This is a genomic window from Marinobacter sp. PE14, from assembly GCF_053566155.1.
Genome location: NZ_JBQXNY010000002.1, coordinates 12962 through 39771, shown reverse-complemented (window position 1 = coordinate 39771; position 26810 = coordinate 12962). Strand labels below are relative to the sequence as shown.

Sequence of the window (26810 nt, the reverse complement as noted above, 5' to 3'; positions counted from 1 at the left end):
AAACAAATATTTAAATAATCTCTCCCCTGCAACAAACTAAAAATTGTTATAGGAGAGATTTCATGAATACAAAATCAATCGATGATTGGGTCGGAAAGAAGAATCAGACTGAAGATTCAATTTCTAAACTTTTGTGTAATCGCTTGAGTGCCACTTTCTCTGTGCCGGCGCTTGAGAAATATGACGAGCTCCCACCGCTTTGGCACTGGGCTTTCTTTCAGGAACCTGCACCACAAAACGCTTTAGGCCCAGACGGGCATCCGAACGCAGATACCTTTATCCCTGGCATTGATGGCTATGTGCGCATGTGGGCAGGTGGTCGGGTGAAGTTTCTCGAGCCACTGAAAGTAGGAATCGATGCAGTACGAGAATCAACTATAGCCAAGGTTTCTGAGAAAGAAGGACGCACTGGCAAGCTTATTTTTATTACTGTGCACCATGAAATTTTCCAGCAGGGCACGCTCTGTATCAGCGAAGAGCAGGATATAGTTTACCGGCCCCCCGCTCCCATCGTTAAAAAGTCGGAGCCTTTCGACGAAGAGTATGACTGGGTCGAAACGATTGAGCCAAACCCAACACTACTGTTTCGGTATTCCGCCGTCACTTTCAATGCCCACCGCATTCATTACGACTGGCCCTACACAACGGGCGAAGAGTCCTACACGAATCTCGTGGTACATGGCCCGCTAATCGCAACCCTCATGGTTAAAGCATTCACTGACGCAAATCCCAAGCTGAAGCCGGTGCTCTTGTCATACAGAGGCCTCAAGCCATTGACTGCTGACGGAGAGTTCAAGGTTTCCGGAAAGCATGATCAAGATGGTGCTGCTGATCTTCGGGCTTTCAACAAGCATGGACTTGCACACATGGCAAAACTCCAATTTGAGGAGACTCACTGATGTTCCAGCATGATATCGATTCAATCAACGCGATTCGCGAGGGTGTCCGTGGCCTTTGCGAAAATTTCGACTCTGCCTATTGGCGTGAAATTGACGAAAAACGGGCCTTTCCCGAAGAGTTCGTCAAGTCAATGACTGAAGCCGGATGGCTTGCTGCCATGATTCCAGAAGAGTACGGAGGCTCTGGGCTGGGGCTGTCAGAAGCTGCGGTAATCCTGGAGGAAGTAAACCGTTGTGGTGGCAATTCCGGAACGGTCCATGGACAAATGTACAACATGTTCACTTTGCTGCGGCATGGAAGCGACGAGCAAAAGCAACGCTATCTTCCGAAAATTGCGGCCGGTGAGTTGCGGCTTCAGTCTATGGGTGTCACCGAACCAACTACAGGTACGGACACCACCAAAATCAAAACAACTGCTGTCCGTAAAGGCGACAAATACGTTATTAATGGCCAGAAAGTATGGATTTCCCGGGTCCAGCACTCTGATCTCATGATCCTGCTTGCCCGCACGACGCCACTGGCAGAAGTTACTCGTAAGTCTGAAGGCATGTCGATCTTTTTGGTTGACCTTGAGCACGCGCTGAAAAACGGCATGACCGTACAGCCCATCGCTAACATGGTTAACCACGAAACCAACGAACTGTTCTTCGATGATCTCGAGATACCGGCCGAATGTCTGATTGGGGAAGAAGGCAAGGGTTTCCGGTACATTCTGGATGGGCTCAACGCCGAGCGCACCTTGATAGCGGCTGAGTGCATCGGCGATGGCCGCTGGTTCATTGAGAAGGCATCAAATTATGCCCGCGAACGAGAGGTTTTTGGTCGCCCTATTGGTAAAAACCAAGGCATTCAGTTCCCAATCGCTCAGGCTCATATTGATATTGAAGCTGCCGATTTGATGCGTTGGAGGGCCTGCTACGAATATGACAACGGTCTGCATGCTGGTGCCAGTGCAAACATGGCCAAATACTTAGCCGCTGAAGCCTCGTGGAAAGCGGCGAATGTCTGTATGCAGACTCACGGCGGTTTCGGTTTCGCCTGCGAATATGACGTTGAGCGAAAGTTCCGGGAAACCCGTCTTTACCAGGTTGCCCCGATTTCAACCAACTTGATTTTGTCGTACGTGGCCGAGCACCTATTGGAGCTCCCCCGCTCATTCTGATTCAGTCCCCCAGTTTGCTGGGCAATCTGGGGCGTGAACTTAGACCTCAACATAGGCGGCACTACGATGCACAAAAAATCAAACCCAGCTCCGCTTAACGGTATCAATGTCATTAGCCTTGAGCATGCCATTGCAGCCCCCTTTTGCACACGACAGTTGGCCGACCTTGGCGCCAATGTTGTCAAGGTGGAACGGCCAGGCAGTGGTGACTTTGCTCGCGGCTATGATCAACGGGTAAAAGGGCTTTCATCGCATTTTGTCTGGACCAACAGGTCCAAGAAAAGCCTCACGCTCGATCTCAAGTCGGCACAGGCAAAACCGGTTATGGAGTCGCTTCTTGAAAACGCTGATGTCCTAGTACAAAACCTCGCGCCGGGTGCTGCAGCACGTCTTGGACTTTCCTTTGACCAGCTGCACGAGCGTTATCCCCGGTTGATCGTTTGTAACATATCAGGGTATGGCGAAGGCGGACCCTATCAGGACAAGAAAGCTTACGACCTGCTTATCCAGAGCGAAGCCGGTTTTCTCTCCACTAGTGGACTGCCGGGGAGCGAGGGCATGGCCAAAGCCGGCTGCTCAATTGCTGACATAGCGGCCGGTATGTATGCATATACCAATATATTGTCGGCTCTTATATATCGTCAGCAGACAGGCCAAGGTAGCAGCATTGATGTTTCCATGCTTGAAAGCCTCGTCGAGTGGATGGGCTATCCAATGTACTACGCCTTTGAAGGTGCGGAGCCGCCTCCGAGAGCAGGGGCTTCTCATGCAACCATCTATCCTTATGGTCCCTTCATGGCCGGCGATAACCGTTCGGTAATGCTTGGTTTGCAAAATGAGCGTGAGTGGCAGTCATTCTGTGAAACAGTTCTTGAGCAACCAGAACTGGCCGAGGATGAACGTTTCGCCGCTAACTACAAGCGTTCGGAAAATCGAGCCGTTCTTCGTCAGATCATTCATGATGTGTTCAGCACTCTCTCATCCGACGAAGTCGTTGCTCGACTGGACAAGGCCCGCATTGCTAATGCTCGTGTTAACGACATGCATGCTGTGTGGGACCACCCGCAGTTAAGTGCACGCCAACGTTGGACCACCATCGAAAGCCCCAACGGCAAGTTGCCAGCATTGTCGCCGCCTGGTATCAACAGTGCTTATGGGGCTCGTATGGATGCAGTTCCAGCACTGGGGGAACACACCTACGAAATACTGTCCACCTTAGGTTTTCCAGAGAGCGATATTCAAAGTCTGAAAGAAGCATCCGTGATTTGAGGATAAGCCGTCATGACAGTATTCAACAAAGCACGCTCAGTTCTGTTCGTGCCAGCTTCACGCCCGGAGCGTTTCAGTAAAGCTCTTTCTTCGGGTGCCGACGTTGTTGTCATCGATCTGGAAGATGCCGTAGCTCCGTCGGATAAAACTGCAGCGAGAGATGCCGTACGAAAGTTCCTTGAGGAAGAGACTGAAGCGGCAGTGATCGTCCGCATAAACGCGACCGGTACGGAATATTTTCCAGCTGATCTTGAGTTGTGCTGTCGGCTCACTGGCATACGAGCAATCATGGTCGCCAAAGCGCAAAGTGCCGAAAGTTTGCAGGTTGCCGCACATACCGGCAAGCCGATCTGGCCGTTGGTGGAGACGGCCCTCGGTGTTACTGAGCTACCTAAAATGGCGAACGTGCGGGGTGTTGAGCGTTTCTGCCTCGGAGCACTGGACCTGGGGGTCGATCTCGGCATCAAGCCTGATACGGCGGGCGCCCAAATAATGCTGGACCGTGTCCGCAGCGAGCTGTTACTTCATTCAGCAGCCGCGGGGCTGGCCCCTCCTATCGAGACTGTTTTTCCATCCATCGACGACGACGTCGCTGTTGAGCAATTTGCAAAACGTGCCTGTGAGATGGGATTTGCAGGGATGCTCTGCATCCACCCTCGACAACTATCTCCTGTTCACAGAGGTTTTTGTCCTGATGAGGCAGAGCTTGACTGGGCACGACGCGTGCTCGCAGCTTCGGAAGATGCCGGCGCAGCCTTCCAGGTGGACGGCAAAATGGTGGACGCTCCCGTCATTCAACGCGCCCGTTTGTTGCTGAGCCAAGCCGATGATGCCTCCAGGCAATCTCCAGCCGAAAAACCACTAGGCTAAGCTATGAAAATACTTGTTACTGTAAAGCGTGTGCTTGACTACAACGTCAAGGTGCGCGTTAAGGCGGATGGCAGCGATGTGGATTTGTCCAACGCAAAAATGGCATTGAACCCCTTTTGCGAAATCGCTGTTGAAGAAGCGGTCCGATTGAAAGAGGGGGGCATTGCTTCCGAAGTAGTGGTCGTCTCAATAGGCCCAAAGGAAGTGCAAGAGCAGGTCCGCACCGCACTGGCGCTCGGGGCAGACCGTGGCATCCATATCGAAACCGATGCCATGCCTGAATCATTATCTGTCGCCAAGCTGCTGGCCAATGTGGTCAAAGAAGAAGAGCCTGGGCTAGTTATCCTCGGAAAGCAGGCAATCGATTCAGACAACAACCAAACCGGGCAGATGCTATCAGCGTTGACCAATATGGGGCAGGGTACCTTCGCTTCCAAAGTGGAAATAAATGGTGATGAAGCTGTAGTAACCCGCGAAGTTGATGGAGGTCTTCAAACCCTGGGCCTAAAGCTCCCTGCAGTTCTAACCACTGACTTGCGTTTGAATACGCCTCGCTACGCCACACTCCCGAATATCATGAAGGCGAAGAAAAAGCCCTTGGATGTCAAAACACCGGCTGATCTTGGCATCGAGTTGCGTTCATACTCCGAGCTCCTCAAGGTCGAAGCCCCAGCCGAGAGAGCTGGAGGTATCAAGGTCGCTTCCGTCGAAGAGCTGGTAGATAAGTTGAAGAACGAACTGAAGGTAATCTGATGACCATCCTGATTATTGCAGAACATGACAACAAGATCTTGAAACCGTCTACCCTGCATGCAGTCACCGCAGCAATGCAGATAGGAAGTGATGTGGCCGTACTTGTTGCTGGTGATAATTGCCAGTCTGCGGCGGATGAAGCCGCAAAGGTTGAGGGTGTTTCCAGGGTTCTCTTGGCTGACGGTCCTGCCTACAGTCATCATCTCGCGGAGAACGTCGCGCCGTTGGTCGCCTCAATTGCGTCAGGCAGCAAAGGCGTAACCCATATTCTGGCTCCCGCAACAACAACCGGTAAAAATCTGCTTCCCCGTGTAGCTGCTCTGCTTGATGTTGGTCAGGTCTCCGATATTACCGCTGTTGAGAGCAACGATACGTTCAAGCGTCCGATATACGCAGGCAACGCAATTGCGACTGTCAGAGCACTCGATTCGGTCAAGGTAATCACGGTGCGTAGTACTGCGTTTGAGGCAGCGTCGGCTGAGGGGGGCGCCGCCGAGATAGAGACCTTGGACAGTCTTCAGGATACTGGCATTTCTCGCTTCATCGGTGAGGAAATTGCCGAATCGGACCGCCCCGAATTGACCGCCGCCCGCGTCGTCATTTCGGGCGGTCGCGGGATGGGTAGTGGTGAGAATTTTGCGCTTATCGAAAAGCTTGCAGACAAGCTCGGAGCTGCTGTTGGCGCCTCCAGGGCCGCTGTGGACGCCGGTTTCGTTCCCAATGACATGCAGGTTGGACAGACCGGCAAAATCGTTGCGCCAGAACTTTACCTTGCAGTAGGCATTTCCGGAGCTATCCAGCATTTGGCCGGCATGAAGGACTCCAAGGTAATTGTGGCAATTAACAAAGACGAAGAGGCGCCTATTTTCCAGGTCGCTGACTACGGACTCGTTGCCGACTTGTTCGAAGCAGTACCAGAGCTTGAAACCAAGCTTTAATGGGGAGCATCACTGTATTAAACGGAATTGAAAGGGCAGGCAGCTGAGAGCCGAAAAGGTGTCGTTCAGCACTCAAAAAACTAGACGAATTGTTATGGTAACTTCCGGGCATGTTGCTCCAAATAGGGCGCCGCTCTCTGCGCGCTGCATGAGCGGGGCATGTGGCAAAACGAACGGTTAAGATGAGCACCATTGTCTATGAAGATCTGCATTGTTGGCGCGTCAGGAAAGCTAGGAAAGTACATGGTGCAGTGCGCGCTTGATCGGGGTTACGAAGTCGTCGGGGTCTGCCGAGAACAGAGCGTTGGAAAGCTTGACTCGTTCCATGGCCGCATAACAGTCGTTTCCGGAGCCACGAACGATCGCGAGGTCATTAGGAGGGCCGTTGCAGGGTGCGACGGGGTGCTTACCGTGCTGGTCCCCTGGGGCGTCCAGCAGTACTCTACAGGGACGGCGCAGGCCGTGATCGATTTCGCGGAGCCGGGTGCGCGACTTATCTTCTCATGTGGGTGGCACATCACGCGTGATGGCAAGGACCGGTACCCATGGAAGCTCAGAACCTTCGTCAAAGTCTTCGGTTGGCTTGCGCGTCTAGCCCGCTTCGCGGATCTAGATGATCAGGTGGAAGCATGCCGGCGAGTGTTCGCAAGCAAAACCCGGTGGACCGTCGTGCGTGGGAGCGACCTCGAAGAGGGAGATAGCCAAGGCCTGCCTGTCTGGAGCCGGCACGTGGGTGATCCTATTCTCGAAAGCAATATCACGCGTCGAATAGACTTCGCCATTTTCATGGTACAAGCACTCGAAAATGACGATCTAATACATGAAGCTCCGGCAATTGTCGGGTGCGCTACTCCCTCGGCGCTCGCACATGCCTCCGTATCTGGGGCGAGCTATGATCGCTAACTAAGTGCTGCTCTGCGGGCTTCAATTGATCAATCTGCATAACAAAAGGTCGAAGATGACATAGTTCCGCTGCACTTCAAAATGCGACTTGAAACTCTCGTTAAGTTTAAGGTTTAAGCAATGAGTTCGTACGGAACGTTAATATTTTTCTGTGGGAAGATGGGAGCTGGCAAAAGCACTTTATCTACCAAAATCGCTCGTGAGCGCGGAGCAGTGCTTGTTTCCGAAGATGAATGGTTGGCAGCCCTTTTCCCCGGCGAGATCAAAGATTTCAGTGATTATATCAGTTACTCGTCTCGTCTTAAGCCAGTTCTCAGATCGCACGTTGAGCAAATACTCGTGGCGGGTACGTCCGTGGTCTTAGATTTTCCCGGCAACACAAAGAAGCAGAGGGCTTGGTTCAAAGAGATATACTCGCAAAATAGGATGCCTCATCAACTGTATTATTTGGCAGTAGATGACGAGGTTTGTCTGAGGCGGCTGAAACACCGGCAAAAAGAACAACCTGAGCGAGCACAGTTTGACACTGAGGAGGTCTTTAGGATGGTGACTGACTACTTCGAGCCGCCTGAAGAGTCAGAGGGGTTCAACGTCGAGGTTGTAGAGCAGAAGCTCGATTAACAAGGCGATCGAGTACCTTCTGGACGTACCCCGGTCTACTAGACACTCCTGGCCTATGATGCTGGGGTGTGCCATGTATATTGGGGTAAGTCCAGTATTTCTCCGAGCTATTTGCGAATGTTCATGTTCAAGTGCATGCCGTCAATACTGAACCCGTGTTGATGGCAGTGGGTACTGCGCTGTAATACTGTGCATAGAGTTTCACCAGCAATGTATTCCAGATGAGTTGTGATGGCGGCGTCTAGTTTTGCATCCGCGTCATAGTCGATGCTGATGCGATCGGTAACCTTTAACCCCAATGCTTTGCGCGTTTTCTGGATGCGGTTCACCACTTCGCGAGCCAGTCCCTCTGCAACCAGTGCTTCAGTAAGCTCACAATCCATGTCGATAGAAATAAAGCGGTTGCTCAAGGCCTGGGTGCCCTTTTTTGCCTCACGAAATATCAAAATGTCGTCAGTGCTGAATACCTCGCCTTCCAACTCAAGCTGGTTTCGTTCATAGACGCGGTTCAGCGTATCAGCGTCTAATGCCTCTATGAGTTGTTTAAACTTCTTAAAGTCTTTACCTAGGCGCTTGCCCAATACCGGCGAGTTGGGTTTAGCGTAGAAGTTAATGTAATTGGCCTCGGCGGTTGTGTAAGCCACTGCTTTCACATTCAGCTCACTCTTTATGTACCCCTCAAGACGTGCAATTTCATCCAACATGCTCTGATCGTGATGAATGATGGTCAGTCGTGCCAGCGGTGTCTTGGTTTTTATTTTTACCTGGTTTCGCTTCTGCCGACCTAGCATGATGATGTTCTGCATACGGGCCACGGCCGCTTCCAGTGTGCTCTGGATAAGCGTCTCATCCGCTTCCGGGTAGCAACATAAATGTACCGAAGTCTTTTCTTCTTCTGTGGAAAAAACCTTCAGCTGCTGGAAGATGTGTTCGGCCAGAAAGGGTGCAAAAGGTGCTAGACAGGTGTTCAGTTCAGATAAGGTCGTGTATAGGGTTTCATAGGCTGCCACCTTGTCGGCTGTCATCTCTTCAACCCAGAAGCGCGCTCGGTTCAGGCGGATGTACCAGTTGGTCAGATCTTCAATGAACTCGAAAAGAGCTGGCACTACGTTGTACAAACGATAGCCTGCCATCTCGTGTGCCACATTAGCCTTCAGGCTCTGCAGGCGCGAAATCAACCACTGATCAAGAATATTCCCTGAGTGCCCCGCCCCGGCGCCAGATCCTTTCCAGCCGTCGATCTCGGCATAGGTTTTCAGGAACCTGAAGGCGTTGTACCAGGGCAACAACACTCGGCGCACCATGTCTTTGACGCCGCTGTCGGTAAAGCGTTGTTCCTCCCCTTTTACCAATCCGGAATTGATCATGTACAAACGCAGCGCATCGGCACCGTACTCTTCCATCAGAAGATCCGGTGGTGTGTAGTTCTGCAGGCGCTTGGACATTTTTTTGCCATCGTTGGCCATCACGATGCCGTTCACGATCACATTCTTGAATGCCGGTTTGTCAAACAGCGCGGTGCTCAACACAAGCAGCGTATAGAACCAGCCACGAGTCTGATCCAGGCCTTCGGCAATGTATTCAGCCGGGAACCCTTGTTTGAAAAAGTCCTGATTTTCATAAGGGTAGTGCAACTGGGCGTAGGGCATTGAGCCCGATTCAAACCAGCAATCGAGTACTTCTTCAACACGTCGGTAAGTTCCAGCTTCGCCGTCAAGTTTGAAGCTGAGCTCATCTACATACTCCCGGTGTAGATCATCCACGCTCACGCCAGTGAGCTTTTCGAGCTCATTAATTGAGCCAACGCAAATGCGGGCGTCGGTTTCGTCATTGATCCAGATTGGCAGCGGTGTGCCCCAGTAACGGTTGCGAGAGATACACCAGTCAACGGCATTGTCTAGCCAATTCCCCATGCGGCCGTCGCGGATGTGTTCCGGCACCCAGTTGATGCTTTGATTGTGTTGGGCAATACGCGTCTTGATCTGCTCCACCTTTACATACCAGGACGGAATAGTGCGGTAGATAATGGGTGTATCTGAACGCGGACAAAATGGATAACTGTGTACAATCACGTCCTGGAGATACAAGGAGCCATCTTCTTTTAACCTTTTAATGATGTGTTTGTCGGCATCCTTGATGTAGTCACCGGCAAAGTCACTTACTTCCTCGGTGAAATGGCCACCGCTATCGATGGGGCAGACATTGGCTTCGATACCGTGTGCACGCATGATACGGTGGTCATCTTCACCAAATGCTGGAGCCAAGTGCACAACGCCGGTACCACTCTCGGTGCTGACATAGTTATCGGCCAGAATCTGAAAAGCCCCCTCTTTCTCCAGATGACTGAAATAAGGAAGTAACGGTATATAGTGCCTGCCTACCAGTGCTGAGCCTTTGGCTTCTTCTTCGATTATCAGCGTGCGGCCCTTTTCAATGGCTTCGAGGCGATCTTTTGCCAGCCAGAACCTCAGCTCTCGTTCGTCATCGCGTACCATCACGTAGTCGATATTGGCATTGACACACAAACCAAGATTCGACGGCAGCGTCCAGGGCGTGGTGGTCCACGCGGCAATATAGGCATTGTCATCTTTGAGCTTGAAAAGCACGGTGACTGAGGGGTCTTGCACTTCCTGGTAGTTGGAACCAGCTTCAAAGTTGGATAACACTGTGCCAAGCGCCGTGGAGAAGGGAACCACCTTCACCCCCTTATAGATCAACTCCTTGTCCCAGAGTTGTTTCAATACCCACCACACGGATTCCATGAAAGACGCGTCCATGGTCTTATAGTCGTTGCGAAAGTCCACCCAGCGCCCAATGCGGGTTATGGTCTTTTCCCATTCGGCGGTATAGCGCTGTACGATGCCGCGACATTCTTCGTTGTAGCGTTTGATGCCCAGTTTGGCGACCGCCTCCTGGGCAGACATGCCCAGTGATTTATCGATTTCATGCTCAATAGGTAGGCCATGGCAGTCCCAGCCGAAACGGCGCTGCACGTAAAAACCCTTCATTGTGTAGTAGCGAGGGACAATGTCTTTCAGTGTGGAAGCAACCAGATGCCCATGGTGCGGCAATCCGGTAGCAAAGGGCGGACCATCGTAAAAAATGTAGGGCTTGCCTCGGCGGGTTTGTTCTAGAGACTGTTGGAAAATCTGCTGTTCTTCCCAGAACTTGAGCACCTCGTGCTCTGTTTCGACGAAGGAAAAACTTTCTACGGGTTTGCTGGTTTCGCTTGCCAATGATTTGCTCCTGCGCTGAGGCTATCGGCCGGTAGTGGAACTCTGCCTTGGCGGGAACAAAAAACCCGCCTGGTGGCGGGTTTTGAATTTTTGCGTATAACAAGGACCGTTCAACCCACCATAACTAGTGTTGGATTGAAATAATAATAAAGTCGAAGTGACACGCTTTGTTTTTCATATCCTTCTATTTTTTTGGGTTTCGAGAAAAAAGTCAAGAAAAAGCCCTGGGGGCTGGCATATGGTATTGCCCGGCCTCTCCCTGTTCGACGCAATGGGGCAGAGGAAGGTGCGTCTAAACGCCAGGTTTTGATTAAATGATCGCCAATTTGGCCGCCACTCACCCAACTGTGATGTGGACGGGACCGATTTGCGAAGCATGCTGCTGCACTATGAGAAGACCGGGCTAGTCTTGTTCGCAGAATGGGTATATTTATCGCGGTCCTAACGAGGCTTCGTCACATCCGATTCCGAGCCATTTTGCTGCCTGTTTCCTGAAATTTTTGTCTTGGCCATCAGTTGGCCGATTATCGCGATTCCAGCGTCTAGCCAGTCATTGCTGCTCTTCGAAGATGGTAATTTTGGCGACTTCTTGAATGTTGTCAGAAGAGATAAAAAGGCTATCACATTCGATGCATCAACGTGTTATGCAATATCTGGTATGGCGGTAATGCACGTGGCTTAATTTTTGCCTCTAAAACTAAAAGCTTTTGAGAGGGGAATGAATATGCAAGTTAATAGTGCCTTGTACACAACAACGTCAACACAAGTAAATAAAAGCGGCAATAATTTACCGCCTATTAAGACGGATAAAGCTGCTGAGCCACCAAAATCACTATCAATAAGAGAGTTAGCTCAATCTATTGATCCAGCCAACATGTCGAGGAACGAAGCGCGTGCAATGGCAGATGCACTAATGAAATCTGGAGACGCGGACCTCTCCAGCACATTTTTGTCACTTAGTATGGTGCTAGTTCGTGCTGAAGACGGAAGTTTACAGAACGCGACCGAGTCAGATCCTGTTATGAGCGAGAAATTTAACATGTTTGATGCGATACGCAGCAATATCGAATTTAAGCAATCCAAAGGTCTTTCAACTGAAAGAGATATTTCTGCACTGTCATTTTTGGAAAAGTTTAAAATGATGGGGGACTTTGCACAGATTGATACCTATGCATAAAAAGACTTTTTGAAAACCGAAAATGAGTTTTCTTTCAGCCCTCTGTCTAGCGGGGTCTTATATTGCTTGCCTGGCCCAGTTAAATTTTTAGCGCCATATGCAGCAGGGGATATGGCTTGCCTTGTCCATCAACTGGTGAGCGCCCGGTTACCGAGAAGCCAATATGCCGGTAAAAACCTAGCGCTTGCTCATTCTGTTCGTTCACATCAACTTTAGTTGCACCTTGGTCTTTGATTGCGTGTTTCGCTAACAGAGTACCAATACCTTTGCCTCGCATATCAGGAGCAATAAACAGCATTTCAATATTGCCATCATGCACACCACAGAATCCCAGTATTTCACCGCTGCTGTTTTTGGCACACCTTAAATCAACAGCGTCAAAATACTGCTCTAAGATCAGCGGTTTTAGTTTCTGAAGATCGTCTTCCTCCAAAAAATCATGGGTTGCTCTCACCGATGCTTCCCAAATTTCTAGCAACCTAAGATGATCTTTTTTTTCTGCGAGCTCAATCTTCATAAGCTTCTTCCGAAATCAAAGCCAGTAGATCCGTAATGCCAATATCCTGACCTGACTGTGATAGCAACACGGATACTTGCCCCCTGTGGTGAGTTTGATGGTTAAAAAAATGAAGAACCAGGCTCGACAAGCGTTTTTGGGCGTGAATCCCTTGGGTGTTCTGGTAGCTAAAAACGGAATCCAGATCACTGCTGGATAGTTCACCGATCCAGTTTATGATCTGTCGATCTAGCCAGGCGCGATGTTCAGATAGGCGTTTAAAATCAGTGAAAACAATCTGATCCAAGCTTGCCGGGTCGGGAAGATCAGCGACCTCGCGCAAGGACATAGAGGAAGACGGTTGTTTAGCAAACCGCTTAAGCCAGATGGTGTCGCCAACAATTAGATGATTGAGGGTGCCCAGAATGGAGCCGAAGAAGGCCCCGCGTTCTTTGCCCAATTCTGTTGCTCCGAGATGGCTAGCAGCCGCATAAACTTTTGAGTTCATATGTCGGTTGTAGGCGGCCAGCAATTCAAAATGGTACTTCAGGCCCATCGGAGTTCCTTCTCATTTATAGCTCTGCTCAACGCATGCGGGTACTAAATGTAAGCGAAGCCGCACGTAGTGATCGTCGCCAAGACTCGCATTTTTAGGCACTGAACTACCAATTACCATGCAGCTGTCTAGCAATTGGACTTACCCCGGTACAGTGAACAAGGCGCCGGGGTAAGTTTACAGGCGGTTTAAAACCGCCGGTGGAGACGGGGTAGAAACCGAGCAACTAGCCCAGGATATCGATGAGAGAACGGATATTCTCGAGATCTTCGATATTCCAAACCATGTCAAGAATCGTGTCGGCGCTGCCTGGATCAATAACACCCTGAGCGCAATCCAGAAACTTGCCTTCTAACTCGTAATCAGTCAGAGGATTGTTCGGGCCGCCACGATATGCCTCATTGGCCCATTTTTCGATGACTTTTCCGGTTTTCGTGACGACTTCCACCCTCGAACGGATCTGATCGTAGCCCATCGCTTCAATTTCAGGGTCTAGCTTGGTTTTGATCTTCAGCTGCATGCTCTGAGATTGTGGCGAGTTGACAAATTCATCGGTGAACTCTTGTTTGCCAGCCTGCCGGCGCAGAATGATGGCTGCCAGCAGGAATGCCATGCAGAACTTACCTTCCAGCTCCGTTTTTGCCGTTTTGAAACGGATTGGATTCAAAATATTGGATGCTGCATGGAGAGTTACACACTCAATGTCAGAAGGCAGAAGGTTGTTCTCTTCCAGCAAGAATTTGAGTGCGTCCATCGACGGATGTGTCAGCACGCCACAAGGGTATGGTTTGATACTTACACCTGGCTCTGCGATTGAGAAAGGTGCTCCGAAGCGACCAGTAACATACTCTGGGTTACCGCCACGACCGGCAACGGAAAGGTAACCCCAGGGGCCATCAAGCGCTTCATCGTTAAAGGTGAAACTGGCTTGGCTCAAGAGTGCACTGGTTACGCCATTTTCTGCGGCGCGGCCAACATGCATTGGCTTGCCCATAGTTCCAAAGTTGGCCCGGATGCCCGCAGCCATCGAGGCCGCACCGCCGATTGCATTGGCGATACCTGCCTGGTCAAGGCCAAGCAGCTTGGCAGCCGCTACAGCTGCACCGAAGGTGCCTATCGTCCCGCTGGTATGGAATCCATGTTTGTAATGATCCGGGTTGATTGCTTCAGCAATTTTGCACTCTACTTCGAAGCCTGCGACGAATGCCGTAACAAATTCTTCGCCAGTGACATTACCAAGCATGTCCGAGATTGCCAGAGCAGAAGCCAGGGGAGGAATGGTGGGGTGAGTCAGCAGGCCGTACTGTCTTCCAGGAGACTCTGCCAGCTGCGTGTCGTCCCAGTCCATCGCATGTCCAACGATACCGTTGAAGAACGCTGCCTGAGGAGCCGAAACGCGTGTCTCGCTATCGCCAATCGTTCTTGCCTGGGAAGGGCCTTTCACACTATTAATGTACTGCTTCGTCACGGCTGCGATTTCTTGATCGGAACCACCGAGCATTACGCCGAGTCCATCAATAATACACCGACGTGCAATACGGAGTGCTTCATCGGGAATCATGTCGAATTTAAGGTTTGCAGCAAATTTTGCGGCTTCTTGGGTAAGATTTGAGGTTTCCATATTCATTCCTGTTTAAGCGTTTGTTAGCTGGCGGCAGTTTCCCAGGCATTCAGCAGCGACTGTTGGTCGCAAACCAAGCCGAAGCGTGCATTCACGTTTTTTAGAGTTGCATCGTGTAGTTCTTGGTCCCAGGAGGCACACAAGTCTCCAGGTACGCAGACGTAGTATCCGAATTCGAAGGCGTCACGTAGGGTGCTTTCTACACAGACGTTCGTAGACACTCCAACTGGAACTACTGTTTTGATGTCATTTGCTCGTAGTACCATATCCAGGTTGGTGCCCTTGAAAGCGCTGTAACGATGCTTGTAGATCTCTATTTCATCCTCCCTGGGCGAGAGCTCCTCAATGAAGTCGGCACCATCGGAACCGTGCATTGCGATTCGGTCTGATGCGTAGGTAGACCGGCGACGCTGGCTTAGCCAAGGTGGGGTGTCGCTGAAATGATGATGAAGTGTGTTGAATCCCACATGACAGACAAGAACGCCAAGCTCTCTTGCTTTTTTTAAGGTCTCGGACAAGGCAGGAATAATCGACCGAACTGCATCAAGCGGCCTTCCTGCTTGGCTCGCCGCGTAGCCATCAATACAAAAGTCCTTCTGCATGTCGATGATTAGCAGGGCCGTGTGCTTGGGGTCTGAGCGCTCGACTAAGTTACCCAGAATCCGCTCTTCTGTGTTGTTTCGTTTAACAGTCATGATTTGTGTACCAATCGAAGATTTGAGAGCCGGTCATGAAGACGACATCCTCACGTTCCTGCAATAGATCAAGCATTTGCTCGAAATAGGGGAGTCTGTGCGCTACCCCCATTAGGTGAGGATGCAAGCCTATTCCAAGAACTTTGGATTGGCCTCGTTTGAGCTCCGAGGCGAAGCATTTCAGGGTATCCTGAAGTCGTTTGAACATTTCGTCGGAGCGATGCTTCTCGACCGCATAGACAACACTGTCATTGATTTCCAGGTTGTAAGGCATCGCAAGAAGCTGGCCAGAGCGGGTTTCGAGCCAGCACGGCGCATCATCCACAGGCCAGTCACAGACATAGTCGATTCCCGCCGCACGCAAGTGATCCGGGGTGTCATAGCTTTCTTTCAGTCCGGGACTGAGCCAACCCCGTACCTTTTCGCCGGTGAATTGCTCGATTCGCCGTATTGACTTGTTTATCAGCTCAATTTCACTGTCAGCGCCCGAGGCCTGCAAGCTCTGCTGATGGTACCCGTGCCCAATAAACTCCCAGCCCGCGTCTTTCACTTCGCTGGCGCATGCCGGATATGCGTCAATAACGCCCGCGTTGATACTGGCGCTAGCAGGAAGGTTGCGGTCCTGCAGGACCCTGAGGAGTCGCGACATTCCAACGCGCATGCCGTACTCAGCCCAAGAGTAGTTCGGAACATCAGGAACTTTCTCAGCTCCATGTGGTGCCGGAAGTAGCTTTCGGGGAATCGGGCTATCGAATCTCCAATGTTCTATATTTACGACTATGTGGATAATGAGATTTTTTCCGTTAGGCCCGGGCGGTAAGCTTCGCCGATGAGATAACTCATATTGGATTCGTGACTTAGGAAGCATCGTATTTCCGTCTTCGTAATGTTTTGGAAATTATTGAACGTTTTTTATATTACATGATGAATTTTCGAGGAGCGTTGCATTAAATAATTAGCAGATATGCCGAATATGAATATCTGTGTAGGCAGGTTTGATTCCACTGATTTTTGCTTTGCGTATTTTGGCTATTCGTGCAATTTTAAATGCACTGATTCAACGCGATGAACTAGTGCAGAGTGTTTTTGAAGGCATATTATGAGGATGCGCTCATGGAACTAAGGCAATTAAAATATTTTGTAGCGCTCGCCCATGCCGGCAGTATGTCACGCGCTTCCACATTGCTGTCCGTTGCTCAGCCGGCAATTAGTCGTCAATTGAGGAGCCTTGAAGAAGAGGTGGGGCTGTCACTCTTTACACGAACTGGTCGTGGTGTAGAGCTGACAGACGCTGGCAGGGTTCTTCTTGAACGGGCGGCCCCGATTATCGAAAATGTGAATGACCTAGTTGAAGAGGTCAGAGGATTGCAGGGAGTAGTGTCTGGCAAGGTGCGAGTTGGCCTGCCTCCTACGGAAAGTCAGTTTTTTGCTGCGCCGCTGGTTCTAAGGATAAATAAAAAATATCCAAACGTTTCTCTTCAGATTATTGAAGCGTTTAGTGGCGATGTTAATGAATGGTTAGCCACGGGACGAATTGACCTGGCCCTTTTTTATAAGACTTCTCGCTCATCACAAGTTATTTGTGAAGGGCTGGTTGATGAAGGATTGTGCCTTGTGTCTTCGCGCCCCTTTAAAGACTCAGACCGGGAACTGAGTGTTGAGGAGCTCTCCAGTTTTAAGTTGATATTACCGAGTACCCGTCATGGTTTGAGGGCGCTTATTGAGCGAGTAGCAATGCAGTTCAATGTCACCCTTGATATTAATTTCGAGGTGGATTCGTTTTTAGCAATTAAAGACTTGGTCCGCGAGTCTGTTGGGTTGACGGTGCTGCCTTACATGTCGGTGAAGCATGAGGTTGAGCTTAAGGAGCTATTTGTGAAACGTATTTCGACAGAGCAGATGCGTCGGACACTAGTTATGAGTTTGTCCACTCAGCATACGCTAACGCAGGCAACGCGGACGGTCGCGCGAGAGTCACGTGAACTGGTGCATGATTTGGTAAAAGCGGGTACCTGGATTGGAGTGATATAAGCTTCTCTGTCAGCCGTGCGGTATCTAAATTGTGGATCGTACCTTTAAAGGCGGCTCGTCCGTGAACCGCTTGAAGACTCCGAATTACTTTGCTTGATCGAGAAGGACGGGAGCTTCGTAAGAGAAATCGATCCACGGGTTGTCTCCTAGCGTGTCCGACCATTCCACGCTTGGATCTTCGTAACGCATGATGAAATTCTCAGGACCATGAGCATAGGCAACCACAAGGCCGTGATCCGAGTCGAAAAAACCACCATGCGACACTAATCCAGGATACGAAATTCGCCAACCACTGCCATGCTTGTCGACGTAACCTAGGGTAAGTTTTCCGACCACACCGTCACTAAGTACAAAGAACCATGTCCAATGTCCGCCTGAAATGATTGTCATCACTTCGTCAATGCCTTCTCCTTTTTCGGAACTATTTACATGTAGTTTCCCGAATTTATGCTGAAGGAAGTGCTTAATTTCAGTAGACATCGATTTCATGTCATATACTTTTGGATAGGGCGACACATCCGGCTCCGAGGTCGACAAATAGCCCCCTCTTGGTACTGCAGGCTCTCTGCCGGCAGATTCGATTTGATCGAGTAAATCTCCTCTGTTCAGCGCAAAAGTATTCAGGATAAGCTGCTTATCTGCGTCATTAAGGGCCTGATTTTTCGATTTTTCAATAGTTTCATGCGCCTCTACAGGGATTGGCACCTCGGTCACTCTGACTCCAATATCTTTTAGGTATTGGTTTACGTTCTTCACGCCGCTTACCGCAGGTCTCCCATCACTGAAGGCGAGCTCCAGAACTCCTTGAGAAGACCGATCACTTGCCGATACGTGGGGCGATACCGATAACAGTGCTAAAAGAAACGAAAAAACAAATCTGTACATAATATTCCTCCAATTTTTAGTCATTCCGAAGTCTAAAAACTTATGAGGAGAGCACCGTAAAGTAAACGAAAAATAAGTGAATTGTGAATTCACCGGTATATCGTTGCTCGGAGATCGCTTGCTCTGAATAATGCGTCAGTATATAGATAAGTGAGTAAGCTTATGAATATTACCTTTCTTGTTTTATTAACCGCTATCGCTCCTGTGATTTGGGGTAGCACCTATTTTTTAACGACCGAATTTCTTCCAGAGAACCAGCCATTTCTAGCAGCAGCAATACGGTGTCTTCCTGCTGGATTAGTCTTGTTGTTAGTATTCAGGGAAAAGATAGACTTTGCTATGTTCAAAAAGCTGATAGCATTGTCCTTTCTCAATATATCATTGTTTCAGAGTATGCTATTTATTTCAGCCTATAGATTGCCGGGAGGTATCGCCGCTTTAATCGGTTCGCTGCAGCCAGCAATAGTTACTTTGCTTGCCTTTGCGCTAAGGAACGAAAAACTATCAATAGGGAAGATCTTGCTTTTGGTTTCTGCATTTTTTGGAATGAATCTGATATTCCTCAACGGTGAGAGTAGATGGGATACTATTGGGATTATTTCCGCAGCAGTTGGCGCTATCTCAATGTCTTTAGGAACATTTTTCTCGAGGGAATGGTCTGCCAAGCTGAATTTGTATGCCTTTACAGGTTATCAACTATTTTTCGGTGGAATCGTACTGCTCTGCATCTCTCCTTTTTTTGACACCTACCCAAACAGCCTTGAACCCAAGAATATCTTAGGGTATGGGTATTTGATAATATTTGGCGCTATTATCTCTTATTCGCTTTGGTTTAACGGAGTGAAGAATTTGCCCATAGGCGTGTCTAGTTCGCTTGGATTCCTCAGCCCCATCAGCGCTATCCTAATTGGTTGGATAGGCCTGAATCAATCGCTAGGGATTGTTCAAATTATTGGCGTTATTGTAGTGCTTTTATCCTTGTATAAGATAATTTCTACAGGAAGAAAGAGCGCCGAGCCAGATAAGGAAGAATCTTTGTCAGATGAGGCGCTCAACTAAAAAATCAATGAAGTACCTCACAAGATTGGCGTTCGCCCTATTGCTTGGGTAAACAGCATAAAGATAATGCGGTTCCGGGCGCCAATCTGGGAGGAGAACAACGAGATCACCTTTTTCGATTTTTTCTCGAACATAAATATCGGGTGTCAAAATAATTCCCTTACCATGTGAAGCTATTTCCACCAAAGCTAAGCTATTATTAACCGTGAACTTTGAAGGCGACGGCTCTATTATTTCTACGTCATTTCCTCGACTAAATCGCCAGCGAGTAGAGGATGAAAGGCTGTAACCCAAGCATTCGTGAGATTTCAAGTCCTCGGGTGCTAAAACTGGCGAGCTGCTGCTAAGGTAGTTGGGTGAGGCACAGAGAGTTCGTTTTAACTCGGAAACTCTGCGAGACTTTAAGGAGGAATCAGTCAAAGTTCCGCCGCCGCGGATCGCGATATCTACACCTTGGGAAATAAGATCTTGATGTTTGTCATCCATCAAAATCTCTATTGATATCTTAGGGTATAGATCTGAAAAATCGACAATCAGTCGGTTGATGAGCTTCATGCCAAGGGAAATTGGGGCGCCGACCTTTAGCTTTCCAGAAATACCATCTTTGGTAGCGAATAGATTTTGCTCTGCATTGTTGATTGCATCTAATGCGAAGCACACTTCACGGTAATAATCTTGCCCAGCTTCAGTGACATAAAGCTTTCTCGTGGTTCGATTGATAAGCGGGGTCTCAAGCGCCATTTCCAGCTCATTAATGTTCTTGGTGACCGCAGCTTTTGAAAGGCGGAGGTCCTTGGCGGCAGCTTGAAAGCTACCCAATTCGACAATGCGTCTGAAAACTGTAAGCGCTCTAAGCTTATCCATGGAACTCTACCGAACCTCAACGTTAAATCGCCTATGAACTAGGGCGTCATCTTTTGAATACAGGCTGATGATGATTCAGGTTTGCATATTTATCAATTTTTTCGTTCGGTTAGTTCAACTCCTCTACCTGGAAGGCTGCAATCTTGCAGCCTTCACAATACCTCGACTTAGTTCCGGCGTTGGGTCCCACTGTGATTTTAATGCCGCTGCCGATGCGCACTCAAAAAATAATGAAATGAGTAGTGTCTACATACCATAGATAGCTTTGCGGGATTCTTCTGCCAATCACACCTTGGAATAGCTACTCTGTTATATATTTCAAAAGCGAAAAATGAGTTAGCGTCGTAGCTGGATTACACAGTAGCTCTCCTCTAACTCGGATTATCCTGATTGCTTCGAATACGTTTCTTTAAAACGTTGATAAAGTCTTATCAGATGATCTTTGACGAAGTATTGTTAATTATAAAGGCAGTTAAATAACCGCTAGCTCTTTGAGAGAACTCACCAGATCGTCATATTTGGTCGTTGTGCGTATTGCATGTTTTTCACCTAAAACAAGTGTAGGTATTGAACGAACACCGTATTGAAAGGCGATTTGGGAATCTTTGGTAATTTTGCTTACCACTTCCTCTGATTCAAGCACATCATTAAACTCGCAAAGCTCATATTGCAGATCTGCTGCGGCTTCCAGGATCACTGATTTTTCGCCAATGTTTTTGGCGTATTGGAGGTGATACTTTTGGAGAAGATCAAACATGTCCCAGTGCGAGTTTTGTCCTCCAAGGATTTCCGCTGTCTTTGTTGCTTTGGCCGCCAGGAATCCGTTTGGATAATTAAAAGGGGCTTCGCGCATTCCTGAGATATTAAATCGCTCGTAAGAGCCTTCGAATTCCGCACATGATTCCCAATGCTGTAGGATTTGATTTTTTGCGCCCTCCAATGATCCCCAGCGATTGATCATCTCTCTATCGTTCCTTTGAAGAACGAAACACCTATGTATAACTTCGACATCATAATTTTCTTGAAGTTTTCTTAGGGCAGGCGACTGAATGTAGCACCAACCGCATACGACATCATGAAAAAATTCAATTTTCATATTTAAAAATCCCAAATTTAAGAAGTTTGAATAAGTAATTTTAAAGAAAACATTGTTCAATGGGGCGGAAAAGACAGTTTACTCATGGTGAATAAAAGATAGGTTATGATTGGTTTGAATTTAACTGGAGCTAGATTTTGCTATGAACACAATGCTTGAGCTCATTAAAAACCGGAAGACAACTGGAAGGTATGATCTTTCTTTTAAGATTTCGGCTTCTGAGGTTGCTGAAATTGCTGAGTTCGCCTTCCAATCCCCTTCTGCCTTCAATTTGCAGAATTGGAAAGTGATCGCAGTGCACTCTAATGAAAAGAAGGAAAAGCTTTACGAGGCCGCATACTGCCAAGAGCAAATACTTGATGCGTCGGTGACCTACATTATATGTGGGAACAGCTTAGGTTATAAAAATCTTGAATTTATTTTGCAAGGCGATGTCGAGCACGGAATTATTCCCGAAAATATTAAAAAGTCATGGGTCGATATGGCTAGTGCAAGCCACGAATCAAATGAGCTGGTAAGAAGAGATGAGGCCATTCGCTCGGCGTCACTGCTTGCTATGAGCTTGATCTATGCAGCAGAAGCCAAAGGCTACGACACCGGTAGTGTTGGAGGGTTTGATCCAGATATGGTGAAACAGTTTTTTGCGTTGGAAGGAGGCATCATTCCTGTTGTTTTGGTTACCGTCGGAAGAGCCGCAGAAGGCAACTGGTCTAAGAAAACCAGACGACCAATTAAAGAAGTTTTTGAACTAATCTAAAAGGCCTGATAGTTGGTTTTCTCAGGGCTTTTGCATTTGTGAAGGGATGCTTTTTGATTCCAGCTTTGGGTGACTAAACAAGCGCAAGCTGATGTTTCACCCCTAGGCCGGATGCTGTTCCCTGATTTCCGCTGTCACTTTTTTCGCGCAGCAGCTTGTCCGGAAGGTTTCGTAGGCTTAACGGTTTGGGCCATCGAAAGCGCTCAGACATATTGCGGCTTTGACGGTGCTTGAGGTCGATCCTGCGACTTTGGGAATTGTTTGAAACGAACGGTACAGATGATGAGAAGAATCAAAATATCCTGCGATGAATTTGTTTTCCTTGCGGAAACCATTGACGAAGCACCACTGACAGTGGACGCGTTCTTGAAAATGTTGCCTTACCACCAGCGAGTTATTCACGTGCGGTGGAGTGGTGAGGGCTGCTGGATCCCTTTAGGGGACGCCAGCTATGGTCTGCCCTGGGAAAATGCAACCAGTTATCCGTCCCCGGGGGATTTCCTTTTCTACCCTGGGGGCTACAGTGAGACCGAAATAATCTTCGCTTACGGCCCTTGTTGTTTTTCCAGCAAACTCGGTCAACTTGCGGGAAATCATTTCCTGAAGATTGTCGAAGGAAAAGAACAACTTCAGGCCATAGGAAAGCGATGCCTCTGGAATGGGGCTCTTGATATTGTCTTTGAATTGGCTGACTAATGCGTTCTCTCAAACCGGGCATAGTTTCGCGGCCCTGCCTCGAAAAGGCTATTCAATCCAATCAAGTCTACCTAAGTGGGCAGGTTTCGCTTTTGGGCTTGCTGACTTGTTGACGGAGATCCCCCAAGAGCTTCATGCATGGCTAAGAGATCTCTTTGGCAGCGCAGCACATAGATAATGGAAAGGCACATGGAAATACGAAAAGCATATTTAAAAGAGCTAGCGATGTTAGCTCCACTATTTGACGCTTATAGGGTCTTTTATAACCAACCAAGCAACCTAGCAATGGCTCGCGAGTTCCTGAAAGCCAGAATGCTAAACGAGGAATCCGTGATTTTGGTTGCCGTCGATGATGCTGGTATAGCGGTTGGTTTCACCCAGCTGTATCCAAGCTTCTCCTCGGTATCGGTCGCTCGAGTATGGGTTCTTAATGACCTCTATGTGCGTCCAGAATCGAGAGGGCACGGCGTGGCGAAACGGTTAATGAATGCTGCGAGAGAGTTTGCTTCTAACGACGAAGCCAGAGGGCTGACGTTGGAAACGGCCGAAAGTAATATCAGTGCACAGAGTCTCTACGAATCACTTGGGTATAAGAGAGAGTCGGGCACGTACCACTACTTCCTCAGGCTTCAGACGTGACACGTGCATGGTAGCTGTTTCCGAGAGCAAGAGTGGGATGAGGACACTCTCGAAATGACAACGGAGGAACGGAATTCAAGGGGATCGATGCTTGCTCGGCCACGCGGCTCATGACGTCACCCCAAGTTACCTCCACCTTGGTTGAGGAGTTTCCTTCTAACAGCATTTATCTAATAGGGGGCGAAGTGATTCGCGTAGTATATCGGTGGAAAGTTAACCCAGAGAACTTTGAGAACTTCAAAGAGGTATGGGTTCATACTACAAACAACATACATGAGACGGTGCCAGGAGCTTTGGGAAGCTTTATGCTCCGTAGCACTGAGAATGAAACTGAAGTGGTTACTGTGGCAAAGTGGGATTCGGTTGAAAGTTGGAAGCGCTTCTGGGTGTCAGATAACCCATCGGAAATGGTGGGCATGAGAAGAATAGGCGAGCGCGTTTCAGTGACGATATACGATGAAATCGACGACTTTACACGATAATAAAGCTATCTGGTGCCAGCATTGCGCGTGACCGTTGTTGACCATTTCCCCTTTGCACTGCTCTTCTTTAAAGGCTACTCACCAGTAAAGCCCAGCCTCGTCATGCTGAGCTTGCAGTAAACTTTTAAGCCCCACGTAAAGCGGACACCTTTAACACTCCTGGAACAGGGTCTTTGCCCACGCTTGGGCCTTTGATTCAACCAAGGTGTCCGAATTAAGGGGATGGTTTCAATGGATCCTACCTGTCAGCGTTTTCATATTTTCAGGCATCCCAGTACGGTTCGTCCCCTCCAAGATATTCCAAGGCAAACTCCAAGAACACCCGTACCTTAGCCGGAAGATACTGTCGTTCGGGGAACACTGCATAAAGGGTGTGGTCGGGGATTCGGTAGTCCGGGAAGAGGTTAACCAACTGTCCCGATTTGACTAGGGGGCCGGCGACAAAGGTTGGCAGTCGGCCAACGCCGATGCCTTCGAGGATAGCCGCCAGGATGGCTTCGCTGTTGTTGACTCGATAGCTGCCGGTCACTTCAACGTTTTCTGACGCTCCGTTGCGCTCAAAGGTCCAGACGTTGCTGTCTCGGGAGTAGCTGAACAGAATGCAGTTGTGTTCAGCCAGTTCAGCTGGGGTGCGGGGGAGCGGGCGCTCCCTCCCGTAATCCGGTGACGCGAAGATGGCCTGTCGCAATGGCGCCAGTTTGCGAGCCACAAGGGCCGAGTCCGGCAGTCCTCCGAAGCCACTCCTGATCGCAATGTCGATGCCGTCAGCTACAAGGTCCACGGGACGGTCGTCCATCAACAGCTCGATGTCGAGTTTGGGGTGACGTTTCAGTATTTTTGGAATTAGCGGGGAGATGTGCAGCCGGCCGAAAGACATCGGGCTGCTAATCTTCAGTTTGCCTTGTGGCTCACCTTGCAATTCTGCAACCGCGTCTTCCGCCTGACCCGCCGCCAGTAACGCCTGTTCCGCGTGTTCGAAGTAACGTTCCCCGGCCTCTGTCAGGCTCAGTTTGCGCGTGGTCCTGTAGAGCAAGCGCACGCCAAGATCCTGTTCAAGTTGGTTAATACGTTTGCTTACCGCCGATTTTGAAACGCCGAGTACGCGCGCCGCCGGAGAGAATCCGCCGCCCTTAACCACAGCAACAAATGCCGGAATGGCTCCGAATGCGTTCATCAAATCGTCTCAATGTAGAGTATTGGTCAACAGTGATTTTCCATAATAGTGGATTATCGCTGATTGGGAAACGGGGTAGAGTTATCCGCGTTAACCAAGGGGGCCAAGTAAGGGGCCCAACGGTGGCCAAGTGCCACCTTGAAGATTTAATCAACAGGATTTCAACCAATGAAAATTACCGTACTGGGTGCCGCAGGCAACGTGGGTCGTCGAGTTGTAGCGGAGGCAATTACCCGAGGGCATGAGGTGTCGGCGGTTGTTCGCGATGCCGGGGCCTTCAGGGCCCTGCCAGACGCGGCCATCGCAAAGGCGGGTGACGCAACCGATCCGGTTGACGTCGCCAGACTGACCTCTGGCCAGGACGTTGTCATTAACGCGACTCGACCGCCGGCGGATGATCGCGAACGTGTTTTTGAGTATACCCGAGCTCTGATGACGGGCGTTGCCCAGAGCAATGTCCGGCTGATCGTGGTCGGCGGTGCTGCAACGCTCAAAGTACCGGGAACCGGCGGTCGAACGGTGATGGAAGATGCCAGATACCTTCCGGTCTCAGCCCGGCACATCGGCAGAGCCAGTGCCCATCAGCAGGAGGCCTGTCAGGCAGAAAATCGGGTGGATTGGGTCTACCTAAGCCCACCTGCAAACCTGATTCCCGGAGAGCGGACTGGCCAATACCGATTGGGTGCGGATGAACTGGTCGTCGATACCGATGGCAATTCAAGCATCTCCATCGAGGACTTGGCTGTTGCCCTGATCGATGAGGCGGAAGCCCCTCGCCATCTCAGGCAACGCTTTACTGTCGCCTATTAGATGCCTGGCGACGGGACGTCAAAGCCCTTTTGTTAATTGCTATCTATTAGTTACTCACGTTTTACGAGATCACCGGAGTAAATCATGAAGCACCTCATCAATGCTGCCTTGCTGTTTGCTATTCTGTTTACGATCAACTTTGCCCACGCGGGAACCTCAGCCAGAGAACTTGAAAAGATACTCATCGTTCTGACCAGCCATACCGAATTGGGAGATACCGGTGAGAAGACAGGTTTCTGGCTGCCGGAGTTGACGCATCCATACTACGAGTTCACCGAGGCCGGTTACACCGTGGATGTCGCCAGCATTGAAGGTGGCATGGCCCCCCTCGACGCCAAAGCTTTGGAAGAAGACGATGAGTACCATCAGGTGTTCTTGAACGACGCGGATCTGATGGCGAAGGTGATTCGCAGCATTCCGTTGGCACAGGTTGATCCGGATGACTATCGCGTCATCATGTTTGCCGGAGGATCTGGACCGATGTGGGACTTTCCGGACAACGAAGATATCAGCCGCATTTCTTCAGCTATCTACGAGAATCAGGGCATTGTTTCTGCCGTATGCCATGGCAATGCTGCTCTGGTGAATCTTCGGTTGTCCAGTGGCGATTTATTGGTGGCGGGTAAGCGTGTCTCCGCATTCACAAATGAGGAAGAGGCCTCACTGGGGACAAGCGATGTCGTTCCTTTCCTTCTGCAAGACAGGCTGGTTGAGAGAGGCGCCATTCACGTCTATGGCTCAGCTTGGGAAGAGAATGTTGTTGTCGATGGTCGCTTGGTGACGGGCCAGAACCCTGCTTCCGCCCAGAAAGCTGCGCGGAGCATTATTCGAATGCTGCAAGGTGACGAGCTCCTACCGCCACATGCAGGGCCGGGATTCTACCCCTTTACCACCGACGGTTATTAAAATCGTTGGAAATTATCGAGACGGAGAGGCAACTCTCCGTCGCTCCCCAGGTTTTATGGAACCATTCGGTATAGTTATCGAGATCAGCTCATGCCTCGTTTGAGTGCGGTATCGAAGGTACTGAACTCGCCAAGTAAGTAATTAGGAGACTGCAATGCCGAGTCCTGCAAGGAGAGCTAAACTTAAGCTTTAAGCGATTGGAAGGGAGGAAGGG

27 protein-coding genes are annotated in these 26810 nt (G+C 49.5%); 17 read left to right on the top strand and 10 right to left on the bottom strand.

Annotation, left to right across the window (positions count from 1 at the left end):
• The first annotated feature begins 62 nt into the window (after positions 1-62).
• The 8 genes from ACWJ62_RS06090 (at position 63) to ACWJ62_RS06055 (ending at position 7416) form a co-directional block, all read left to right on the top strand.
• Positions 63-899, top strand: a complete 837-nt coding sequence (locus tag ACWJ62_RS06090; RefSeq protein WP_449285402.1) for an FAS1-like dehydratase domain-containing protein — start codon at positions 63-65, stop codon at positions 897-899.
• Complete coding sequence (locus ACWJ62_RS06085; RefSeq protein ID WP_449285401.1) at positions 899-2062, top strand: acyl-CoA dehydrogenase family protein; 1164 nt, start codon at positions 899-901, stop codon at positions 2060-2062. The genes ACWJ62_RS06090 and ACWJ62_RS06085 overlap by 1 nt, the downstream gene beginning before the upstream one ends.
• A 66-nt stretch (positions 2063-2128) precedes the next feature.
• On the top strand, positions 2129-3331 hold the full coding sequence (locus ACWJ62_RS06080) for a CaiB/BaiF CoA transferase family protein (protein WP_449285400.1): 1203 nt from the start codon (positions 2129-2131) through the stop codon (positions 3329-3331).
• Between the two features lie 12 nt (positions 3332-3343).
• A complete protein-coding gene (locus ACWJ62_RS06075) occupies positions 3344-4201 on the top strand; it encodes an HpcH/HpaI aldolase/citrate lyase family protein (RefSeq protein ID WP_449285399.1) in 858 nt (285 codons plus the stop codon).
• A 3-nt stretch (positions 4202-4204) separates the two neighbouring features.
• Positions 4205-4954 carry an electron transfer flavoprotein subunit beta/FixA family protein gene (locus ACWJ62_RS06070; RefSeq protein WP_449285398.1) on the top strand — a complete coding sequence of 250 codons (750 nt, stop codon included), beginning with the start codon at positions 4205-4207 and terminating at the stop codon, positions 4952-4954.
• Entirely contained in the window at positions 4954-5892 is a 939-nt protein-coding gene (locus ACWJ62_RS06065; protein ID WP_449285397.1) for an electron transfer flavoprotein subunit alpha/FixB family protein, read from the top strand. Before ACWJ62_RS06070 ends, ACWJ62_RS06065 begins: the two co-directional genes overlap by 1 nt.
• A gap of 198 nt (positions 5893-6090) precedes the next feature.
• The gene (locus ACWJ62_RS06060; protein WP_449285396.1) at positions 6091-6795 is read left to right on the top strand and encodes an NAD(P)-dependent oxidoreductase; all 705 of its coding nucleotides are present in this window, start codon (positions 6091-6093) and stop codon (positions 6793-6795) included.
• 120 nt (positions 6796-6915) lie between these two features.
• Positions 6916-7416 carry an AAA family ATPase gene (locus tag ACWJ62_RS06055; RefSeq protein WP_449285395.1) on the top strand — a complete coding sequence of 167 codons (501 nt, stop codon included), beginning with the start codon at positions 6916-6918 and terminating at the stop codon, positions 7414-7416.
• Between the two features lie 107 nt (positions 7417-7523).
• On the opposite strand, the gene ileS is transcribed toward ACWJ62_RS06055, so the two are convergent.
• Positions 7524-10652, bottom strand: coding sequence for an isoleucine--tRNA ligase (gene ileS / locus ACWJ62_RS06050; RefSeq protein WP_449285394.1), 3129 nt, complete (start codon positions 10650-10652; stop codon positions 7524-7526).
• Positions 10653-11370: 718 nt separating this feature from the next.
• On the opposite strand from ileS, the gene ACWJ62_RS06045 reads away from it, so the two are divergent.
• On the top strand, positions 11371-11829 hold the full coding sequence (locus ACWJ62_RS06045; protein WP_449285393.1) for a hypothetical protein: 459 nt from the start codon (positions 11371-11373) through the stop codon (positions 11827-11829).
• A 79-nt stretch (positions 11830-11908) separates the two neighbouring features.
• Here ACWJ62_RS06045 and ACWJ62_RS06040 read toward each other — a convergent pair whose 3' ends face one another.
• The 5 genes from ACWJ62_RS06040 to ACWJ62_RS06020 all read right to left on the bottom strand — a co-directional run bounded on the left by ACWJ62_RS06040 (position 11909) and on the right by ACWJ62_RS06020 (position 15858).
• A complete protein-coding gene (locus tag ACWJ62_RS06040; protein WP_449285392.1) occupies positions 11909-12346 on the bottom strand; it encodes an acetyltransferase in 438 nt (145 codons plus the stop codon).
• Entirely contained in the window at positions 12336-12881 is a 546-nt protein-coding gene (locus tag ACWJ62_RS06035; RefSeq protein ID WP_449285391.1) for a DinB family protein, read from the bottom strand. Before ACWJ62_RS06035 ends, ACWJ62_RS06040 begins: the two co-directional genes overlap by 11 nt.
• A 226-nt stretch (positions 12882-13107) precedes the next feature.
• Complete coding sequence (locus tag ACWJ62_RS06030) at positions 13108-14502, bottom strand: MmgE/PrpD family protein (protein ID WP_449285390.1); 1395 nt, start codon at positions 14500-14502, stop codon at positions 13108-13110.
• 23 nt (positions 14503-14525) lie between these two features.
• Positions 14526-15197 (bottom strand): cysteine hydrolase family protein, encoded by a 672-nt coding sequence (locus tag ACWJ62_RS06025; protein ID WP_449285389.1) that lies wholly within the window; start codon positions 15195-15197, stop codon positions 14526-14528.
• Positions 15187-15858, bottom strand: a complete 672-nt coding sequence (locus ACWJ62_RS06020; protein WP_449285388.1) for a polysaccharide deacetylase family protein — start codon at positions 15856-15858, stop codon at positions 15187-15189. Before ACWJ62_RS06020 ends, ACWJ62_RS06025 begins: the two co-directional genes overlap by 11 nt.
• Before the next feature lie 452 nt (positions 15859-16310).
• On the opposite strand from ACWJ62_RS06020, the gene ACWJ62_RS06015 reads away from it, so the two are divergent.
• On the top strand, positions 16311-17228 hold the full coding sequence (locus ACWJ62_RS06015; RefSeq protein WP_449285387.1) for a LysR family transcriptional regulator: 918 nt from the start codon (positions 16311-16313) through the stop codon (positions 17226-17228).
• A gap of 84 nt (positions 17229-17312) precedes the next feature.
• Here the strand turns inward: ACWJ62_RS06015 and ACWJ62_RS06010 are convergent, their stop codons facing one another.
• Positions 17313-18113, bottom strand: coding sequence for a hypothetical protein (locus ACWJ62_RS06010; protein ID WP_449285386.1), 801 nt, complete (start codon positions 18111-18113; stop codon positions 17313-17315).
• A gap of 162 nt (positions 18114-18275) precedes the next feature.
• On the opposite strand from ACWJ62_RS06010, the gene ACWJ62_RS06005 reads away from it, so the two are divergent.
• Positions 18276-19172, top strand: a complete 897-nt coding sequence (locus ACWJ62_RS06005) for a DMT family transporter (protein ID WP_449285385.1) — start codon at positions 18276-18278, stop codon at positions 19170-19172.
• Here the strand turns inward: ACWJ62_RS06005 and ACWJ62_RS06000 are convergent.
• Both ACWJ62_RS06000 and ACWJ62_RS05995 read right to left on the bottom strand, forming a co-directional pair.
• The gene (locus ACWJ62_RS06000) at positions 19152-20036 is read right to left on the bottom strand and encodes a LysR substrate-binding domain-containing protein (RefSeq protein ID WP_449285384.1); all 885 of its coding nucleotides are present in this window, start codon (positions 20034-20036) and stop codon (positions 19152-19154) included. The genes ACWJ62_RS06005 and ACWJ62_RS06000 overlap by 21 nt on opposite strands.
• A gap of 472 nt (positions 20037-20508) precedes the next feature.
• Complete coding sequence (locus ACWJ62_RS05995) at positions 20509-21132, bottom strand: DsbA family oxidoreductase (RefSeq protein WP_449285383.1); 624 nt, start codon at positions 21130-21132, stop codon at positions 20509-20511.
• 142 nt (positions 21133-21274) lie between these two features.
• Here ACWJ62_RS05995 and ACWJ62_RS05990 point away from each other — a divergent pair, with 142 nt between their 5' ends.
• The 4 genes from ACWJ62_RS05990 (at position 21275) to ACWJ62_RS05975 (ending at position 23706) form a co-directional block, all read left to right on the top strand.
• Positions 21275-21889: a nitroreductase family protein gene (locus ACWJ62_RS05990; RefSeq protein ID WP_449285382.1), complete on the top strand. Its 615-nt coding sequence runs from the start codon at positions 21275-21277 to the stop codon at positions 21887-21889.
• A 282-nt stretch (positions 21890-22171) separates the two neighbouring features.
• The gene (locus ACWJ62_RS05985) at positions 22172-22585 is read left to right on the top strand and encodes a DUF3830 family protein (RefSeq protein ID WP_449286147.1); all 414 of its coding nucleotides are present in this window, start codon (positions 22172-22174) and stop codon (positions 22583-22585) included.
• A 189-nt stretch (positions 22586-22774) separates the two neighbouring features.
• Positions 22775-23224 (top strand): N-acetyltransferase family protein, encoded by a 450-nt coding sequence (locus ACWJ62_RS05980; protein ID WP_449285381.1) that lies wholly within the window; start codon positions 22775-22777, stop codon positions 23222-23224.
• Between the two features lie 110 nt (positions 23225-23334).
• Positions 23335-23706 (top strand): antibiotic biosynthesis monooxygenase family protein, encoded by a 372-nt coding sequence (locus ACWJ62_RS05975; RefSeq protein WP_449285380.1) that lies wholly within the window; start codon positions 23335-23337, stop codon positions 23704-23706.
• Positions 23707-23968: 262 nt separating this feature from the next.
• Here the strand turns inward: ACWJ62_RS05975 and ACWJ62_RS05970 are convergent, their stop codons facing one another.
• On the bottom strand, positions 23969-24880 hold the full coding sequence (locus ACWJ62_RS05970) for a LysR family transcriptional regulator (RefSeq protein WP_449286146.1): 912 nt from the start codon (positions 24878-24880) through the stop codon (positions 23969-23971).
• Between the two features lie 168 nt (positions 24881-25048).
• Between ACWJ62_RS05970 and ACWJ62_RS05965 the strand changes: the two genes are divergently transcribed.
• Both ACWJ62_RS05965 and ACWJ62_RS05960 read left to right on the top strand, forming a co-directional pair.
• Positions 25049-25690 carry an NAD(P)-dependent oxidoreductase gene (locus ACWJ62_RS05965; RefSeq protein WP_449285379.1) on the top strand — a complete coding sequence of 214 codons (642 nt, stop codon included), beginning with the start codon at positions 25049-25051 and terminating at the stop codon, positions 25688-25690.
• 84 nt (positions 25691-25774) lie between these two features.
• Complete coding sequence (locus tag ACWJ62_RS05960; protein WP_449285378.1) at positions 25775-26596, top strand: type 1 glutamine amidotransferase domain-containing protein; 822 nt, start codon at positions 25775-25777, stop codon at positions 26594-26596.
• The last annotated feature ends 214 nt before the right edge of the window (positions 26597-26810 follow it).

Bases quoted from the DNA above. Each gene is read 5' to 3' on its own strand.
- ACWJ62_RS05975 (WP_449285380.1), top strand. From the start codon at position 23,335: ATGACGTCACCCCAAGTTACCTCCACCTTGGTTGAGGAGTTTCCTTCT.
- ACWJ62_RS06025 (WP_449285389.1), bottom strand. From the start codon at position 15,197: ATGACTGTTAAACGAAACAACACAGAAGAGCGGATTCTGGGTAACTTA.
- ACWJ62_RS05965 (WP_449285379.1), top strand. From the start codon at position 25,049: ATGAAAATTACCGTACTGGGTGCCGCAGGCAACGTGGGTCGTCGAGTT.
- ACWJ62_RS05980 (WP_449285381.1), top strand. From the start codon at position 22,775: ATGGAAATACGAAAAGCATATTTAAAAGAGCTAGCGATGTTAGCTCCA.
- ACWJ62_RS06010 (WP_449285386.1), bottom strand. From the start codon at position 18,113: ATGTACAGATTTGTTTTTTCGTTTCTTTTAGCACTGTTATCGGTATCG.
- ACWJ62_RS06030 (WP_449285390.1), bottom strand. From the start codon at position 14,502: ATGGAAACCTCAAATCTTACCCAAGAAGCCGCAAAATTTGCTGCAAAC.
- ACWJ62_RS06075 (WP_449285399.1), top strand. From the start codon at position 3,344: ATGACAGTATTCAACAAAGCACGCTCAGTTCTGTTCGTGCCAGCTTCA.
- ACWJ62_RS05990 (WP_449285382.1), top strand. From the start codon at position 21,275: ATGAACACAATGCTTGAGCTCATTAAAAACCGGAAGACAACTGGAAGG.
- ACWJ62_RS06065 (WP_449285397.1), top strand. From the start codon at position 4,954: ATGACCATCCTGATTATTGCAGAACATGACAACAAGATCTTGAAACCG.
- ACWJ62_RS06040 (WP_449285392.1), bottom strand. From the start codon at position 12,346: ATGAAGATTGAGCTCGCAGAAAAAAAAGATCATCTTAGGTTGCTAGAA.
- ACWJ62_RS05960 (WP_449285378.1), top strand. From the start codon at position 25,775: ATGAAGCACCTCATCAATGCTGCCTTGCTGTTTGCTATTCTGTTTACG.
- ACWJ62_RS05970 (WP_449286146.1), bottom strand. From the start codon at position 24,880: ATGAACGCATTCGGAGCCATTCCGGCATTTGTTGCTGTGGTTAAGGGC.
- ACWJ62_RS06080 (WP_449285400.1), top strand. From the start codon at position 2,129: ATGCACAAAAAATCAAACCCAGCTCCGCTTAACGGTATCAATGTCATT.
- ACWJ62_RS06060 (WP_449285396.1), top strand. From the start codon at position 6,091: ATGAAGATCTGCATTGTTGGCGCGTCAGGAAAGCTAGGAAAGTACATG.
- ACWJ62_RS06005 (WP_449285385.1), top strand. From the start codon at position 18,276: ATGAATATTACCTTTCTTGTTTTATTAACCGCTATCGCTCCTGTGATT.
- ACWJ62_RS05995 (WP_449285383.1), bottom strand. From the start codon at position 21,132: ATGAAAATTGAATTTTTTCATGATGTCGTATGCGGTTGGTGCTACATT.
- ACWJ62_RS06000 (WP_449285384.1), bottom strand. From the start codon at position 20,036: ATGGATAAGCTTAGAGCGCTTACAGTTTTCAGACGCATTGTCGAATTG.
- ACWJ62_RS06035 (WP_449285391.1), bottom strand. From the start codon at position 12,881: ATGGGCCTGAAGTACCATTTTGAATTGCTGGCCGCCTACAACCGACAT.
- ACWJ62_RS06055 (WP_449285395.1), top strand. From the start codon at position 6,916: ATGAGTTCGTACGGAACGTTAATATTTTTCTGTGGGAAGATGGGAGCT.
- ACWJ62_RS06090 (WP_449285402.1), top strand. From the start codon at position 63: ATGAATACAAAATCAATCGATGATTGGGTCGGAAAGAAGAATCAGACT.
- ACWJ62_RS06085 (WP_449285401.1), top strand. From the start codon at position 899: ATGTTCCAGCATGATATCGATTCAATCAACGCGATTCGCGAGGGTGTC.
- ACWJ62_RS06045 (WP_449285393.1), top strand. From the start codon at position 11,371: ATGAATATGCAAGTTAATAGTGCCTTGTACACAACAACGTCAACACAA.
- ACWJ62_RS06070 (WP_449285398.1), top strand. From the start codon at position 4,205: ATGAAAATACTTGTTACTGTAAAGCGTGTGCTTGACTACAACGTCAAG.
- ACWJ62_RS05985 (WP_449286147.1), top strand. From the start codon at position 22,172: ATGAGAAGAATCAAAATATCCTGCGATGAATTTGTTTTCCTTGCGGAA.
- ACWJ62_RS06015 (WP_449285387.1), top strand. From the start codon at position 16,311: ATGGAACTAAGGCAATTAAAATATTTTGTAGCGCTCGCCCATGCCGGC.
- ACWJ62_RS06020 (WP_449285388.1), bottom strand. From the start codon at position 15,858: ATGCGCGTTGGAATGTCGCGACTCCTCAGGGTCCTGCAGGACCGCAAC.